Here is a 16060-nt window from a genome sequence, read left to right as displayed (position 1 = left end):
GAAGGCATAAAAGCATCAGCAGTCTCTCTTTTGAGACTCGAAGCAACATTAGGCATCAGCAATATCCTCAGCGGGATAAGTCCAGATCTCACTCAAGGTCGGATGGTAATGCGGAATTTGTGCTAGTTGTCCAGCTGTCGCACGAAACGACATGGCTACCACAATCTCGTGAATCAACTCGCACCCCTCAGGCCCCACCACAGAACCGCCAAGGATTTCCTTAGTCTGTGCGTCACCTATCAGCTTCACAAACCCATGCTCAGCACCGGCAATCATCGATTTCCCATGGTCGTTGAATGGATAGGTTTCCACAATCACATCACGCCCTAACTCCTTCGCTTCAATCTCAGACATCCCCACTGCTGCCACCTGTGGCTCAGTAAATATCCCATACAATTTGAGTCGATAATCCATCTGCTGGAAATCGTTACTTCCATCTATATATGCCATCGCATTGGCTGCCGCCTTTTCACCCTGCTCAATCGCAATGTGCACGATTTCATATGAGCTGGCCACATCACCACAAGCAAAGATATTTTCAGCACTACTCTGCATATCTAGCCCCACTACCACACCACCGCGCGCATTGAGCTCCACACCTGCCTCTGCAGCCCCCAATCCCTGCGTGGCAGGCTTCCGCCCGAGCGCCACCAAAATCTCCTGCGCCTCGACGCTACATTCTGCCCCATCCTTGGTATACACCACCCGCTTCAACCCACCGTCACTTCTCTCCACGCGCTCCAACTGCGTCCCACATTCGATCCGCATCGTCCTGCTAGTTAACGCAGCCTCTAACTCATCAGCTAAGTCGTGGTCCATGCCTGTCAGCAAATGCGCACTCCTCTGAATCACTGTCACCTCCTTCCCAATTGCCTCGAGGTAGTGCGCCATTTCTAAGGCAATCGCTCCACCTCCCAACACAATGACGGATTCGGGTAAATCCACCATGTCCAAAATGTCATCAGACGTCAGGTAACCAAGCTCAGACAATCCAGGGACCTCAGGAACAAAGATAGATGATCCCGTTGCAATGACTGTCGTGCGCGCCCTAAGCCGACGCTCACCTCCATCACGTAAGCGCACATCCAATGTCTCTGCATCCACAAATGCTGCGTAGCCACGCACCAACTCAAAACGACCATCCTCAAGCTGCCCCTTTCGATAACCAGCAAAGTCATCAATCAAAAAACGCTTACGCTCAATCACCTTCCGAGTGTTCACACGAGAATTTCCAACCTCCAAGCCAAACTTGTCACCCTCGCGCAATGTCAATTGATGGTTCGCAGACTGGATCAGTGCCTTACTCGGCATGCACCCCCGTAAAATGCAAAGGCCACCTAATTCCTCAGCCCCATCAATCACCACCACTTTCTTACCCTCAGCCACCGCAGTGCGTGCCGCAGCATACCCACCACTTCCACCGCCAATCACGGCCATATCAAAATCATATTCTCTATCACTCATCACTCTCTTGTATTAATTTCTGTTCTACTAAAATTTCACGCATTCTATCAGCACCATCAACCACATGCGCCACATCTCCAAATTCCCGATTGATTTGCTCAAAATGCCCGCGCACTTCATTGGCCCGCAACTCTCCAGAAACACTGCGAATCAAGATAGAACACACACGCTCCACCCCATAATCACGTAAAGCCTTCGCATAAATCTCAGGATCCCTCTGGCTATCATCTCCCAACAACACAAAACGTGCCTCACGGTACCAACCCGCCACCTCATCAATCGCCTCCCGCTTGTGCACATCGTGACTCGGAGTCAACCATTGCTCCGGCGTCAGGCCCCAGTTAGTCATAAATAAACCACCCGTCGGCAACTGGGCCCTCTGAAAAACACGCTTCAAAAAATTAGCTAAATTCCACGGCGAGCTCGTCACATAAAATACCGGATGCCTCCCACCCTCATGTAATTCATTAATAATCCCAGACACTCCAGGAACCAACTCACGCGTCAGGGAATTACCAAATAATGTCGTTTCTAACATCTTCCCCATAGAGATCGAACCAGTCTCCATCAATGTGTCGTCCACATCGCTGATAACCACCATCGGTGAACAGTCCTGACTCCCCACTAACGGCACCACCGCCGAGTACCCATGCTGAGGCAAGCTCACTTCCACCTCATCAATCTCTTCAGAACATGAGTCGTGCAACTCAAAATACCCCTCTTTGTTAGAACGCACCGTGATCAACCTCTCGCCCATACGAACCTCCACACGCGCATTCGGAAAATCCAAGGTGAACCAATTGCTCGCCATCCGCTTAAAATTCACCCACTTCCCATCCTCAGGCTTCGGAGCAGACATCACCCGCAATGCCATCACACGTCCAAATAGATACACACCATTCGGGTGATGAATCGCATTGTAGACATCTGCCACAGGATGCGCCTTCTTGCGCGGAATCCAAAAAGTCATCAAATACCACAATACCCCCAGTAACCACTCAATCACCAAGGCACCGTGACGCAGCCATACAATCAACCGTTTCATTCGATACACCCAGATCTACCACATCCCATCCAGATGGCAACATGTCAGATCCAAGACTAGTCAAAATCATCAAGATCCGCTATGGCCTCTGACTATGACCGCAGAGGAAATTCACGCAGCAATCTACTCCATGGGCAAAACTGCCCGCAATGCAGCCCATGCACTCGCCCAGCTTTCACCGGAGAAGAAATCCGAAATTCTCAAAGCAATGGGCCAAAGCCTACGCTCCTCTGCCCCGGAAATCCTTGAAGCCAACAAGCTCGACCTCGCTGCCGGCGAAGAGAAAGGCCTCAGCAATGCCATGCTCGACCGCCTCCGCCTCGATACCGCACGCATAGATGCCATCGCTGGCGGCATCGAACAAGTCGCGGAACTCCCAGACCCCGTTGGCGAGGAACTCGAACACACATCCCGCCCCAACGGCATCTCAATCAGCAAGGTCCGCGTCCCCATCGGTGTCATCGGCATCATTTTTGAAAGCCGCCCAAATGTCACATCCGACGCTGCCGTCCTCTGCCTTAAATCAGGCAACGCAACCATCCTGCGCGGTGGCTCAGAGGCCATCCACTCCAACAAAGCAATTGCTAAAGCTCTGCAATCTGGTGGTGAGCCCGCAGGACTTCCCGAGGGCGCCATTCAGCTCATCCCATTCACCGACCGCGAGAGCGTCAAGACACTCGCAGGCATGGATAAATACCTCGATCTCATCATCCCCCGTGGTGGTAAAGGCCTGATCGAAACCGTAGTCAGCCTCGCACGCATGCCCGTCATCAAACACTACGACGGAATCTGCCACGCCTATGTCGATAAAGATGCCGACCTCGACCTTGCCATCTCAATCATCGACGACGGCAAGACCCAAAAGCCATCCGTCTGTAATGCCCTCGAGACAATTCTCGTTCACCAAGACATTGCTAGCTCCTTCCTCCCACAGCTCGCTAAACGACTAGACACCCGCAAAGTGGAACTGCGTGGAGACGCCGCAACCTGCCAAATTCTCCCGACCGCCACTCCAGCCACTGAGGATGACTGGACCACCGAATACCTCGACCTCATCGTCTCAGTGAAAGTCGTCGGGGACCTCGATGAAGCAATCAAACACATCAATGAGCATAGCTCTCAGCACAGCGAAGTCATCATCACCAACGACACCCAAGCCGCTCAGCGCTTCCAATCAGAAATTGATAGTGCCTGCGTCTTCCATAATGTATCTACTCGCTTCGCTGACGGCGAAGAATTTGGCTTCGGTGCCGAAATTGGTATCAGCACAGATAAATTACACGCCCGTGGCCCTATGGGACTCAAAGAACTCTGTAGCTACCAATACCGCATCTCAGGCAATGGCCAACTCAAAGATGCCTCCCGCCAAAGCGCACTCTAAACAAAAAACTGCCGCAGTCCTAAGAACTGCGGCAGCTGCCATTCCATGTAAAGGAATCTAGTCGGGCCGATTCCCAGCCGACTCACTACAGCGCCTGCGCGCACATGAATCGTTAGAGTTCGAAGCCATCGACTCCATTCTATCAACTTATGCCTTTGCTGTCTCTGCAACAGCCCAAACCATACCGTCGGCAATCGTCTTCAAGAATTCTTTCGATTGCACAGTCTCGTTGTGGTGACCAATAGTAGTACCAAAGACATTGGCTTTACCATACTTGTTGATCCAAACCACAGGCTGGTCGGCGTGACCATTGTTACCGTGAGCTAACACCTTGGCTGTATCGTACACTTTGGTGATGTTGTACAATTCACCTTTTGGTGTCTTCCAGTCGCCTGACTCAGGCTTGTATGAATCATGCTTATCATCCGCATTCCTCACTGCGATCGCAGGACCTTGTGGTCCGTGGTTTAAAGACACAACGCCCAGCAGCTTATTCCATTCCTTGTCTTCCTTAGACTTCTTACCACCACCAATTTTCCAGTGGTAAGAATGCATCGTGCAGTGCACAGCAACCATTGGCTTACCGTTCTTATGCACATCTACCACGCTGTTGATATAATCCTCGTCACTCTCGCCTGCGTGACAGATGTTATAAACTACCACGTCATATGGGTCAGCCCAACCTTTGGCTGAAAGAGCCGCTTTCAGATCATTAGCTTTGTCATGATGCCAGATTGTCCAATCAACATCAATCAGCTCGCTCACTCCCTCAGTAAGAATTTTCTTCTGAGACTTGAAATCATGGTAGCCACCACCAGTGACATACAATGCCTTGATCTTCTTCTTCGATGATCCCTGAGCTGAACTCATCATGGGAAACCCTGCCATCCCCATGGCTGCTCCCGCTACAACCCCTTGCTTGAGGAAGCCTCGGCGTGAATAGACAGACTGTGTATCAGATTTTTTCATAGATTTTTTGTGTTGTTTCTAGGCCAACCTTCACGGCTGGTTTAGTTCATATAGTGTTCTCGGATTATGGGAGGACATAAGAATATGGAGAATAACCCCAAAACCTTACATCGCACACTACACTATCAGGCAAAAAAAATGCGACCCCAAAATCACACACCCACCGCCTCCCAATGCTCAATTGAGAGAGTAAAGTGACAACCTCCCGACCTCACTCACAGACTCGGTCGATCATCATTCATTCTGTTTATTATGTAAGGTTTTTGCTAAGCTCTACATATTCTTTTATACCCCCATCAAACCACACACTATATGATCAAGAAAACACTATTACTCAGTAGCCTCGCATTGGGAGCCACTTCCCTCTCCTTAAGCGCCGACACCACCACCTCAAACTCTGACAGCAAGGACGGAAACATCAAAGTCCTCTACGTCACCCACGAGCCTGGTAGATACCACGCATACACACCTCAACGCAAAATCTTCGAAGAAATTGCTAAGAGAAATAATTGGACACTCAAGGTCATGTCAGGCAGCCACGATGAAGTAGAAGAAAAACTCGCCTCTAACCCAGACTTCGGTAAAGGCGCTGACGTCATCGTCTACAACATCTGCATGGCCAAAAGTAAAAAATTGGATGCACCATTCAACATCATCCAAACTACCAAAGAAAAAGGTATCCCTGCCCTCCTAGTCCATTGCTCACTTCACAGCTTCTGGCCGACCTATAAACACGGTGATGTCACACCAGAAGGCGCCAACCCAAAAGCAAAAACCAAACCAGAATTTATTGCTAAGTGGAAAGAAACACACCCAAATGATGAATTCCCATCATGGCCTAACATGACTGGTATCGCTTCTACAGCGCACGGCCCACGTAAGCCAGTAGACGCCAAACCAATCGATTCTACCCACCCAATCTTTAAAGGCGTTGAAAAAGGCTACACCACCGCCCCTAAAGCAGAACTCTACAACAACTTCATCACTGGCGAGGATTCCAAAAACACCACTATCCTCCTCAATGGTAAACAAGGAAACAAAGAAGCCGCTATCCTCTGGGAACACCCAGTCGGTAAGTCAAAATCACTTTCCTTTACCCTCGGCCACGATACCGCCGAGTGGAGCCAGCCAGAATTCCAAACCATTATCACAAACTCCGTGCACTACCTCGCCAAAGACAAGTAGTCACCACCCACTCACCCCAACATGCCGCACCTCACCATGGGTGCGGCATTCTTTTTGCCCCACCACAAAAAAAATAGCCCCACCCATCATTGGTGAGACTATACATATCTTTTTCTAATCTTGCTTGCTGCAGCGGCTTGCTTACTCAGCACCTTGCCACTCACCATACTGACGAAACTTCTCGTAACGAGCGTCTAGCATCTCCTCAGTCGTAAGCGATTGCACTTGCTTAAGTTGCTCTAACACAACTTTCTTGAAGTTTTCTGCAGCCTCAGCGTGATCGTGGTGCGCCCCACCCTTAGGCTCAGCAATCACCTCGTCGATGAGGTTGAGCTTACCAAGGTCGGGTGCCGCAATCTTCATCGCCTCTGCCGCCTCAGGTGCATGCTTTCTATGCTTCCATAAAATCGCCGCACAACCCTCAGGAGAAATAACCGAATAGTATGCATTCTCCATCATCAAAACTCTATCAGCAACGCCAATTCCTAGCGCGCCACCAGATCCACCCTCACCTAACACACAGGCAATGATTGGAACTTTAAGTAAAGCCATCTCGCGCAAGTTGAATGCAATCGCCTCAGCGATGTTGCGCTCCTCAGCACCAATACCTGGGAATGCTCCTGGAGTGTCAATCATACACACCACCGGCAAACCGAAACGCTCTGCAAGCTTCATGAGACGCAAGGCCTTGCGATACCCCTCAGGATGTGCACTGCCAAAATTTCGTTTCAAATTCTCTTTGGTGTCGCGTCCCTTCTGATGCCCTACCACCACGACGCGTTGGTCACCAATCCGAGCAAAACCACCCGGCATAGAATGGTCGTCACCAATATGACGGTCACCGTGCAACTCGCAAAAATCTTCAAATGCGTGAAACACGTAGTCTAACATGAATGGTCTGTTAGTATGTCTGGCGATCTGTACACGTTGCCATGGAGTGAGATTGTTGTAAATCTCATTCCTTGTTTCCTGAAGTGTCGCTTCCATAGAAGCGATCTGCTCGCTCATATCTATCTTCTGAGAAGCTGACTTCGTCTTTAACTTCTGAATCTCAGCTTCGAGTTCAGCGATCGGTTGTTCAAATTCCAGCGGCTTAGTGCTCATAAATTTTTGTGAGTTTGAATGAATGTAACAAGGATTCAACGCCTAATATCTGATTTCTACAGAATTGCTAGGACGTGTCAGCAAGGCGAGTTCTTCCACATCAGATGCATCAAGATAGAGAGCCGCCACCGCCCCCTCATCCACCTCTCTGTATGGTCGAATCTCCACTTGCGGGTTCTTTAAAACCAATACCTTCTCAGCTCTGCGGAAATCACTGCTCGGCAAACTCACACGCTTCTCCCCATACACAGCCTCTTTCGCGATCAATTTCGTCTTCCGAATCTCACTCCCGCTCGGCAAAGTCGACTTACGAATTTCATACCCTTTGATGTATCGAGGCCCATCCCACAAACTCACAGTCATGCGTGGAATATTAACCACCAATCGGTAATTCAATGCCAGTAATCGAAACTTGTCTCCCGGATGCAACTTGTCGGTCCGCGTCATGTCATTGAGAAACATCAACATGTCCAAATGCGTCTCGTGGTCGCGGACAATCTTGAAGAATGAATCCCCACGCTTCACCTCATACTCAACAAATTGCGCAAATTCCTTCCCGTCAAATAAGCGATCCATGTTCATCTCCCCCAAAATCCGCCTCGCCTCAGGGGCTGACACCGCGGTTGGGTAATACGTATTGACGTACTTCAACTTCTCTTCCGCCGCGACAAAGTCTCCTTTCTCTAGCAAATCACGCGCGCTCTCAAATGCACGCTCACCAGGCGTCACATCCGGCAAATTCTCCACCTCTAACTTCGACACTAAAGCCGCAATTGCCTCATCACTCGCCTGCTTCGCTGGCAACATCGCCTCCACTTTGCTCGCCGGTGCCTCCTTCTCATCACGCTCCGAAAAGGCGCGCTTCGCCACCACCAACGTCACAGCTAACGCTGATAATACCATGATGGCTGCAAAAAAACGAATGAGTGTCGAAAAGCTCATAACCTCCTGATGCCAACCATTCTACAACAAGCCGCGCCGTTGAAAATCAAATTGATTGATCGATTGAGACTTCTCAATCATGTCGATGGTAAATTTTAACAATCCCACTTCCCAAGCGTCATCCACTCCTTCAACCACCGCCATCATCGGATCATCGACCCTGTGCGCCTCCTCTAACACTCGCTCTTTCACCATCTCGATAGAGTCGCTGTAAATTTGCTCAGTGACCTCCGTCCGGCGAAAATGAAAACCGTACTGGAAAAATACCGGCTCCACTCCCTTTTCCTTCATCCACTCCAATAACTCACGCGCCTTCTCATCAAAACCTTCCAACTCGACGCTGTTGTAAGCGGCTGGTTTAATAATCTGTGGCTTCTGAGCTTCCACCTCCCCCTGACGCACGCGCACCTTGCCCACACTATCCATTAATTCACTGATTATAGTGAATCGAAAACGCGTAGAACTAAAAGTATCAATGCGCCGGTCAGGCTCACGCAATACCCTCGTCTGCTCCATAGCATATTGAATGTTGTCAATGTCGCGGTTCATCTCTTCGTCTCTCTCAGTCTACTATTCTTTTAGCCTGCGCCAAAGTAAGATAGCTTACCAATTTTGCAATAAAAAGGGGGCGATCCAACCAATGGAATCGCCCCACTTTAAAATTTTGCGTTGCTTTCGGGGTTACCCCGAACCGCAATTAGGAAACTTTCTCGATGTAAGCGATAACATCACTCACTGCTGTAAGCTTCTCAGCTTCTTCGTCAGGCACCTCGATGCCGAATTCTTCTTCGAAAGCCATGACAAGCTCAACTGTGTCAAGTGAATCTGCACCAAGGTCATCGATGAACTTGGACTCAGCCTTTACTTGATCTGGTGTTACGTTGAGTTGTTCAACGACGATATCTTTTACTTTTTGTTCGATTGAATCAGACATGGTAAATGGTTGTTTGGGTTAGTTAATTATAATTAACTGATGCTTGTGAATAGCTAGCAGGCGCGGACTTGGCAATCACGAATTTGTGTCACCACCAGAATTTTTGTTATCCTCCGCAGCCTCAGATTCCCCATCAGTCTCGTCATCCTCGGAATCCTGCTCAAACTCAATCAGTTCGCCCTCAAATCGCTCCAGGATATACTGGTACAATTTCTCAGCTGGCTCGCCATCTTCTTTCTTAAATTGCCCGTAAATCATCCCATCCACCTTAGCCTTTTTCGTCACGCCTCCCTCATCAAACTCAATCACAGCCATCCCCTTGGTATCCCATTTGCGCGCATCGATCCGTCGCATCGCAGAAAATGGCACCTTTTTACCGCCTGGCGCAAGGTACGCCTCACCCGTTACTTCCATCGTCCGCGTCAAGGTGCGCAAGAATAAGGCTGTCACCACTACTACTATCACAACACACCCGTAAAACATGTAAAACTGAGTGTTCAAATCACTTTGATCAAAAAGATGCTCAGCTGGCTCACTATCCCAACCCCGAGCGCCTGAATAGGCAATCCAAACATCGGTCTTAGCTTTCGAGCTCCCCTTGAGCTCATCATAGGCCTCCACTAACTCCTCTGGCCACTTCTGATCTCTATCAAAATCTGCAGGCAAAGGACAATCTTCCTCACCCGGTAGCTCAATCTGCTTTTGCCTAACAAATGCAGCCCATGCCTCTTTCGTATCGTACTTATCAACCTCCTTCGGTGCTTCGTCATTCAGAAGCTGATGGTAGATGTAATGCGCATTCTTCTTCCGGTACCCAGTCGTTCCATCCTGATAAAATAAATAGGCAAACACCCCAAACATGAGGATAATGAGAAGTGCACGAATCTTAATCCACTGCGTGGGCTTACATACAATCACTGAGGCTTCTGACATATGGGAGAGTTTTTTATACGGTAGTTCTAGGTGCCCCAAGACAATCAGTGATCAAAAAAAAAGCAACCAATATCACTGGCCATTCTCATCTTTCAGGCTTAAATACTTCTCATAATGAGTAAAGATCAAGTCACGCGCCTCACCTCACTCGCCGCATGTGGTGGATGAGCGTCCAAACTCGACCCTGCGTCACTCACTCAGGTCCTGAGTGGGCTTCCCCAACACCCTGACCCAAACCTCCTCGTCGGATCCGCCACCGCCGATGACGCTGGCGTGTATAAACTAAACGACTCCTGCGCCCTCGTCCAAACGCTCGACTTCTTTACCCCCATCGCAGATGACCCCTACCTCTACGGCCAAATCGCCGCAGCAAATTCCCTCTCCGATGTCTATGCCATGGGCGGTCGTCCCATCACCGCCATGGCCATCGCTGGTATGCCCAGTGATAAACTCACCAACCAAGAAATTGCTGAGATCTTCCGCGGTGGCGCCGACATGGTGAAAAAAGCACAATGCGCCCTCGTCGGTGGACATACCATCAAAAACCCTGAACCCATTTACGGGCTCTCCGTCACCGGCACCGTCCACCCAGACCATTATCTCGCCAATAGCCATGCCAAACTCGGTGACTTTCTCATTCTCACCAAACCGCTCGGCACTGGCATCATCGCCACAGCCCACAAAAAAGGCGCCTGCTCAGACGCGCTCAATCAGCGTGCCATCGAGGCCATGATCACCCTCAATACCGCCGGCGCTGAGCTCGGCGAACAAGACCTCGTCAATGCCTGCACCGACATCACCGGCTTTGGCCTCCTCGGGCACCTGCGCGAAATCGCCGATGCCTCCGAGCTCACCGCCGAAATACTAGCTGACACCATCCCTGCAATCGACCCATCAGTCTTTGATCTCATCGAAGCCGGCTTCACCCCCGGTGGCAGTAAGAAAAATCTAGATAATGTGTTAGAACATGTGGAGTTCTCCGACGCAGTCGATGCCAACCAAAAATTCCTTCTAGCGGACGCCCAAACCTCCGGAGGACTCCTCCTCTCCGTGGCACCCGAAAAGGTAGAACGCGTGACGGAAATACTGCAAAACCACCACAGCCTCTGCATTGCCACCATCGGTAAAATTGTTGAGCGGGAAAACACTAGTATCCATTGCCACTAAATAAAGCTTCAGAAAAGTCATGGCCTACAATCCCTGATAAACTCGAATCTTTATCAGACAGTAAAGGTCCCCTCGCACCTGCAGCATGTTAGCATAGAAACCTCACTACGAGGTAACACGCGTGTCGACTGGAGAAAAACGCTGAATGATAAACAAAGAGCCTCATTTTCTATCGCGTAGCACAATGTATCACCCCCAAAAAACCATCATTTGTCTCTTTCTAAGTGCGATTGGGTATAAGAGTTGACCACTCATAGCTTCGCGTCTATCACCATTGCCGATGAGCGAAATAGCATCTGAATATCCAGTGATGATTGCCGGCACCGGCAGCTATGTGCCCGAAAAGGTGATGACAAATGCCGACCTCGAAAAATTTGTCGACACCACCGACGAGTGGATCACCTCACGCACTGGCATCAAAGAACGTCGCATCGCCGCCGATGATGAATTCACCTCGCACCTCGCAACCAAAGCTGCCGAGCGTGCTCTCGAACAAGCAAACATCGTAGCCGAAGATGTCCAGCTCATCATCGTAGCAACCATCTCCCCCGATACCATTACTCCCGCCACCGCTTGCTACGTCCAACACAATCTCGGCGCCAAAAAAGCAATCGCTTTTGATATCTCAGCCGCCTGCTCAGGCTTCCTCTACGCTATGAAACTTGCCAAGCGCATGATTTCTGACGGAGCCTACGAGAATGCCCTCATCATTGGGGCTGAAAAACTCTCCTCCTTTGTAAATTGGGAAGACCGCAATACCTGTGTGCTCTTCGGTGACGGCGCTGGCGCCGCCGTACTCAGACGCTCAAATGAAGGCGAAGGACGTATCCTCGCCACTGAAATGGGTACCGATGGCGCCCAAACTGGCATCCTCAACATTCCCGGCGGTGGCTCTGCTTGCCCAACCACACCAGACAACGCTGCCGATAAACTCGCCTCACTCCAGATGTCCGGCCGTGAAGTCTTCAAACTGGCTGTCAATGCCATGAAGAATGCTTCCGAAAAAGCCATTGAGCGCGCTGGCCTCACACCAGATGACATTAAACTCGTCATCCCACACCAGGCCAACCTCCGCATCATCGATGCCATCGCGGACCGCCTCACCATCCCTAACGAAAAAGTTTTCGTCAACCTCGACAAATATGGCAACACCTCGGCCGCAGCCGTAGCCATCGCACTCGATGAAGCACACCGCTCAGGCCGCTTCGAACGCGGTGATAAAATCGTGCTCGTCGTCTTCGGCGCTGGCCTCACTTGGGCAGCCTCAGCAATCGAGTGGTAATCCCACTTGCCAGATTCTCCACATCTCAGCATAGTCACACTATGCTGAGATTTTTTATGCTCATCACTCTGGCACTCACCACCCTCCACGCCGAAATCGCCCCCGCCACAACTATCATCGATCAAAGAAATATCGCTGAAAATTCCTGTGGCCCCGTCGCATTGATGAATGCCTACCTCTGGAGCGCCCCAGCATGGAAAGCCACCACCGCCAAACTCCCCAAAGACCCAGCCAAACAATTCGAATACCTCCGCCAACGCCACTTCCGCCAGTATTCACCACACACCTATCTCAAACAACGATGGGATAAAAAAAATGGCGCACGTGCCGATGACATGCGCGATGCCATCAATGCCTTTCACAGAAAAGCAAAACTCCCAAAAGTCCAACTCGAACACCTCTTCACCCAAAAAGACGAGTCACACGCCGAACTCGCAAACCGCCTCCACCGTCGAATCCAACAATCACTCCAGAATGGTTTCCCCCCACTCCTCACCATCAATCGCTTCGCACGCATCCAATACCAATACGGCGGCCACCGCTGGGGCACCCTCGCAAGCCACTACCTCACCGTCACCGAAGCCTCAATCAATCCAGAGAACGCCACTCTCACACTCACCTACCTCGACCCATGGGGCGGCCGGAAACTCAGTGGCACTCTCATTCCCGATACCGAACGCCAGTATTTCGCGAACAACGTCCACTCTAAAACCGATAAAAAATTTCGGAAGAATCCCTGCCTCTCGGTAGACTTTCCATATTCTGCCACGGGTGCCGAAGAACTCACTGCTCAGCAAGCCAACGCGCTCGTAGCCACCCAACTCATTTTCGCTACCGCAGCTCCCCCCTCAATCCATAATACCACCTTGTCGGACTAAAATTCTCCGTGCCACTGGAGGTATAAATTTGCGAAATTCGTACCACCAGAAATGCTGCCGAACGCAGATGAACTCTCGTAAATGCCTGAGCGGTGGTGAATCGCAGTTCCTAACCAAAGTTGCTCCAACTTCTCCGACTTAAACACATCTCCAATGTTGAGATCTAACGAGAGGTCCAAGTAGTTCAACAACTTGCTCTCGCGATACCCCTTCTCAGCCAGTTCGGTCTTCTCATAAAAGGTGATCGAATCCGCATACGAAATCCCCTCAGCTAGACCCAATCGCAATCTCCAGGGAGTCGGAAATGTGTAGTAGGCCTTGAAGGCTAATATCCATTCAAATGATGCGTCCTGCACGTTTGATGAATAATGATAGGCCACACCTGGTGTCAGATACATCTCAATCGGCACACCAAAAATGCTGTCAGCGAGTGGATGACCGTAAAAAATCGACGTCATATTCACATCAGCTCCATCCACGGTCTCTAACTCACCGAGAATCATGTTCTGGAAGTCTGAAGAAGTGCCCCACCCTTGAGCAATGCGCCAATATGGCTTTGCATTCAATGAGGAAGACTCACCGGGCTCTTCGTCGTAAATTCCCAAGCCCAAGTAAAACTCATACTCAAAATCATCTTCAATCGCACGCCTATTCTTAGCCTCAGATCCTATCCACGCCCCTTCAACTCGCCCTTCCAAATGCAAGTTTCTGATCACTCGGCGTCTCGCTTTCAAACGAGCACGCGCCTCAATCCCCTCATTCAAGTCGTAAAGATCGACACCATAGTAATGAGAGTTAAATTCTGACCCCGTGAATCGTAATTCTAATTCCGGGAAAAAACGCCAGTTCTCACGACGGTAATCACCAGCCCAACGCGCAACAGAATGGAACCTACCTTGCGGGTCACTCAGCACATCAAATTGTAACTGGGATTCTTCGTCTAACTTCCAAAATGCCTGCAGTCCCATATCCACGGCTCCACCCCGGACATTCTCATCGTATTCTTCTGGAATGTCGAAAAAACGATATCGAGCCAAGGCATTGAAGCCATACTTCTCACCTTCCCAAAGCTTAATCCCGCCATAGTCCCCTCTTAGGAAGAAACGCTCACCCTCATAGTAGAATAGCGGGAAAATGTCAGACGACGTCTTATCCTTCGCCGCAAAGGGAATATGCGCATAACGCACCCCCATAGCCACACCCCATTCAGGTAACAAATCCTCCCCTGTTGATATCTCGATCACTTCTTTCGAGCGATCGTCACCCAAACTTGGGGTTTCCCCAGCAATCAATAAACTGGAGACGGAGAGAGCAGTAAGTGTCAGATGTGTGGCTTTCACGCAGAGAGTGCTAGGTACTCGCTAGAGATTAGTCAATGGATTGTTCGTGCGAGTTCCGCCACGTCACCCATCTACCAACTTCTCACACCCTCCATTCAAGCACCCTCAGCGTAGATCTTCGCTACCTCTTCAGCAATAATTGCAATCCCATCCTTCACGACAGATTCTTCCATCGTAAAGGTCATGCGAATACATTCACTGCGATGCTTCCAGGACTCGTCCTCCAAACCAAAGAAGAAGTAATTTCCTGGCACAACCAAAACACCACGCTGCTTCAGCCGCTCGTAGAGTTCCTTCGAACTCACAGGCATATCTTCAAACCAAAGCCAGAGAAATAACGCTCCCTCAGAGAGATGTACACGGTAGGGCAACGTATCATCAAAGCTCTCACGCACCCATTGCTGAGCCTTCTGAGATTTTTCAACGTAAAACGGCTTCACTACCTCGTTGCTTAACTTCAACACTTCACCACTCCGAACCAATGGCTCCATAATCGCCTGCCCAACATTGCTGTTGGCTAAACCAACAATCGCACTCATCGATGCCACAGCAGCCGCAATCTCCTTAGGTGCTACCACTATCCCAGTACGAGTACCCGGTAAGCCAATCTTTGACAAACTCATCGTCAAGATCGTGTTCGCATTCCAGATCGGATTAGCATCCGCAAAAAAGATGTTGGGAAATGGAGCTCCATACGCATTATCAATGATCAATGGAATACCATGTTGCTCAGCCAAGGCTGATAACTTCGCCATCTCATTGTCCGTGAGCACATTGCCAGTCGGATTCGTCGGACGCGATACACATATCGCCGCCACTTCGTCATCAATCTCTAAGGCGTCAAAATCCACGCGGTACTTGAATTGATGCGCACCAATCTTCTCAATCTTCGGCTTCACCGCCCGGAAAAAATCTTCCCCCACCGATTGATTCGAATACCCGATGTACTCAGGAACCAAGGGCAATAAAATCTTCTTGCGCCGACCGTCGCGAGTCCGACCAGCCAATGCGTTAAACAAAAAGAAAAATGCTGTCTGCCCACCAGCCGTGATCGCAATATTCTCCTCCGTCACGTCCCAACCCAGCTCTTGACTGAAAAGGTGAGCCAACGCCGAGATGAACTTAGGGCTCCCCTTCGGTGGATCATAATTCCCAACCATCGCTTCCATCGCACCAGGCTCAGCCATGATCTCTTCCATGCGCTTGCGCCAAATCGCATTCATTTCCGGAATGCTCCCAGGCTGACCACCACCTAACATCTTTGTATCGGGCCCACCGTGGGCAAGTGCATTCCCGAGGTCGTCCATTAATTCCTCAATGCCACTCCCACCACAAAGATTGTTCCCGAATATTGAAAAGTCTGCCATGTTGCTACGCTTTGGTCTCAACGGCGTCTATAAAAGCCCAACTCCGAAAAACCAGCAGAATTTCCCAGT

Annotated in this window: 15 protein-coding genes; 5 read left to right on the top strand and 10 right to left on the bottom strand. The window is 50.1% G+C overall.

Annotated features, from left to right (window positions below):
* Nucleotides 1–48: 48 nt before the first annotated feature.
* On the bottom strand, nucleotides 49–1464 hold the full coding sequence (locus tag ACFSW8_RS03320) for a dihydrolipoyl dehydrogenase family protein (protein WP_377091551.1): 1416 nt from the start codon (nucleotides 1462–1464) through the stop codon (nucleotides 49–51).
* A complete protein-coding gene (locus ACFSW8_RS03315; RefSeq protein ID WP_377090141.1) occupies nucleotides 1457–2509 on the bottom strand; it encodes a phosphatase domain-containing protein in 1053 nt (350 codons plus the stop codon). The genes ACFSW8_RS03320 and ACFSW8_RS03315 overlap by 8 nt, the downstream gene beginning before the upstream one ends.
* A gap of 94 nt (nucleotides 2510–2603) precedes the next feature.
* On the opposite strand from ACFSW8_RS03315, the gene ACFSW8_RS03310 reads away from it, so the two are divergent.
* A complete protein-coding gene (locus ACFSW8_RS03310) occupies nucleotides 2604–3890 on the top strand; it encodes a glutamate-5-semialdehyde dehydrogenase (protein ID WP_377090140.1) in 1287 nt (428 codons plus the stop codon).
* 147 nt (nucleotides 3891–4037) lie between these two features.
* On the opposite strand, the gene ACFSW8_RS03305 is transcribed toward ACFSW8_RS03310, so the two are convergent.
* The gene (locus ACFSW8_RS03305; protein WP_377090137.1) at nucleotides 4038–4859 is read right to left on the bottom strand and encodes a ThuA domain-containing protein; all 822 of its coding nucleotides are present in this window, start codon (nucleotides 4857–4859) and stop codon (nucleotides 4038–4040) included.
* Between the two features lie 312 nt (nucleotides 4860–5171).
* On the opposite strand from ACFSW8_RS03305, the gene ACFSW8_RS03300 reads away from it, so the two are divergent.
* The gene (locus ACFSW8_RS03300) at nucleotides 5172–6044 is read left to right on the top strand and encodes a ThuA domain-containing protein (protein ID WP_377090136.1); all 873 of its coding nucleotides are present in this window, start codon (nucleotides 5172–5174) and stop codon (nucleotides 6042–6044) included.
* Between the two features lie 141 nt (nucleotides 6045–6185).
* Here ACFSW8_RS03300 and ACFSW8_RS03295 read toward each other — a convergent pair whose 3' ends face one another.
* The 5 genes from ACFSW8_RS03295 to ACFSW8_RS03275 form a co-directional block, all read right to left on the bottom strand.
* Nucleotides 6186–7148, bottom strand: a complete 963-nt coding sequence (locus ACFSW8_RS03295; protein WP_377091550.1) for an acetyl-CoA carboxylase carboxyltransferase subunit alpha — start codon at nucleotides 7146–7148, stop codon at nucleotides 6186–6188.
* A gap of 42 nt (nucleotides 7149–7190) precedes the next feature.
* On the bottom strand, nucleotides 7191–8090 hold the full coding sequence (locus tag ACFSW8_RS03290; protein WP_377090134.1) for a LysM peptidoglycan-binding domain-containing protein: 900 nt from the start codon (nucleotides 8088–8090) through the stop codon (nucleotides 7191–7193).
* 21 nt (nucleotides 8091–8111) lie between these two features.
* Nucleotides 8112–8639, bottom strand: a complete 528-nt coding sequence (locus ACFSW8_RS03285; protein WP_377090133.1) for a hypothetical protein — start codon at nucleotides 8637–8639, stop codon at nucleotides 8112–8114.
* Between the two features lie 148 nt (nucleotides 8640–8787).
* Nucleotides 8788–9024 carry an acyl carrier protein gene (acpP, locus tag ACFSW8_RS03280; RefSeq protein ID WP_377090132.1) on the bottom strand — a complete coding sequence of 79 codons (237 nt, stop codon included), beginning with the start codon at nucleotides 9022–9024 and terminating at the stop codon, nucleotides 8788–8790.
* A gap of 75 nt (nucleotides 9025–9099) precedes the next feature.
* Entirely contained in the window at nucleotides 9100–9957 is an 858-nt protein-coding gene (locus ACFSW8_RS03275) for a hypothetical protein (RefSeq protein ID WP_377090131.1), read from the bottom strand.
* A 111-nt stretch (nucleotides 9958–10068) separates the two neighbouring features.
* Here ACFSW8_RS03275 and selD point away from each other — a divergent pair, with 111 nt between their 5' ends.
* From selD to ACFSW8_RS03260, 3 genes are all read left to right on the top strand, one after another.
* Nucleotides 10069–11124 carry a selenide, water dikinase SelD gene (gene selD, locus ACFSW8_RS03270; RefSeq protein WP_417750591.1) on the top strand — a complete coding sequence of 352 codons (1056 nt, stop codon included), beginning with the start codon at nucleotides 10069–10071 and terminating at the stop codon, nucleotides 11122–11124.
* A 289-nt stretch (nucleotides 11125–11413) separates the two neighbouring features.
* Complete coding sequence (locus ACFSW8_RS03265; RefSeq protein ID WP_377091549.1) at nucleotides 11414–12406, top strand: beta-ketoacyl-ACP synthase III; 993 nt, start codon at nucleotides 11414–11416, stop codon at nucleotides 12404–12406.
* Between the two features lie 41 nt (nucleotides 12407–12447).
* Nucleotides 12448–13284 carry a hypothetical protein gene (locus ACFSW8_RS03260; RefSeq protein ID WP_377090130.1) on the top strand — a complete coding sequence of 279 codons (837 nt, stop codon included), beginning with the start codon at nucleotides 12448–12450 and terminating at the stop codon, nucleotides 13282–13284.
* On the opposite strand, the gene ACFSW8_RS03255 is transcribed toward ACFSW8_RS03260, so the two are convergent.
* Together ACFSW8_RS03255 and ACFSW8_RS03250 are read right to left on the bottom strand one after the other, a co-directional pair.
* Nucleotides 13281–14624, bottom strand: a complete 1344-nt coding sequence (locus tag ACFSW8_RS03255; RefSeq protein WP_377090129.1) for a MipA/OmpV family protein — start codon at nucleotides 14622–14624, stop codon at nucleotides 13281–13283. The two genes, ACFSW8_RS03260 and ACFSW8_RS03255, sit on opposite strands and share 4 nt — an antisense overlap.
* A gap of 95 nt (nucleotides 14625–14719) precedes the next feature.
* Entirely contained in the window at nucleotides 14720–15991 is a 1272-nt protein-coding gene (locus ACFSW8_RS03250; RefSeq protein ID WP_377090127.1) for a valine--pyruvate transaminase, read from the bottom strand.
* Nucleotides 15992–16060: the final 69 nt, after the last annotated feature.

Origin of the sequence: Rubritalea tangerina (genome assembly GCF_042683245.1) — a bacterium.
GTDB lineage: Bacteria > Verrucomicrobiota > Verrucomicrobiia > Verrucomicrobiales > Akkermansiaceae > Rubritalea > Rubritalea tangerina.
Note: the sequence above shows the minus strand (reverse complement) of the source record. Positions and strands in the feature narration are given on the sequence as shown.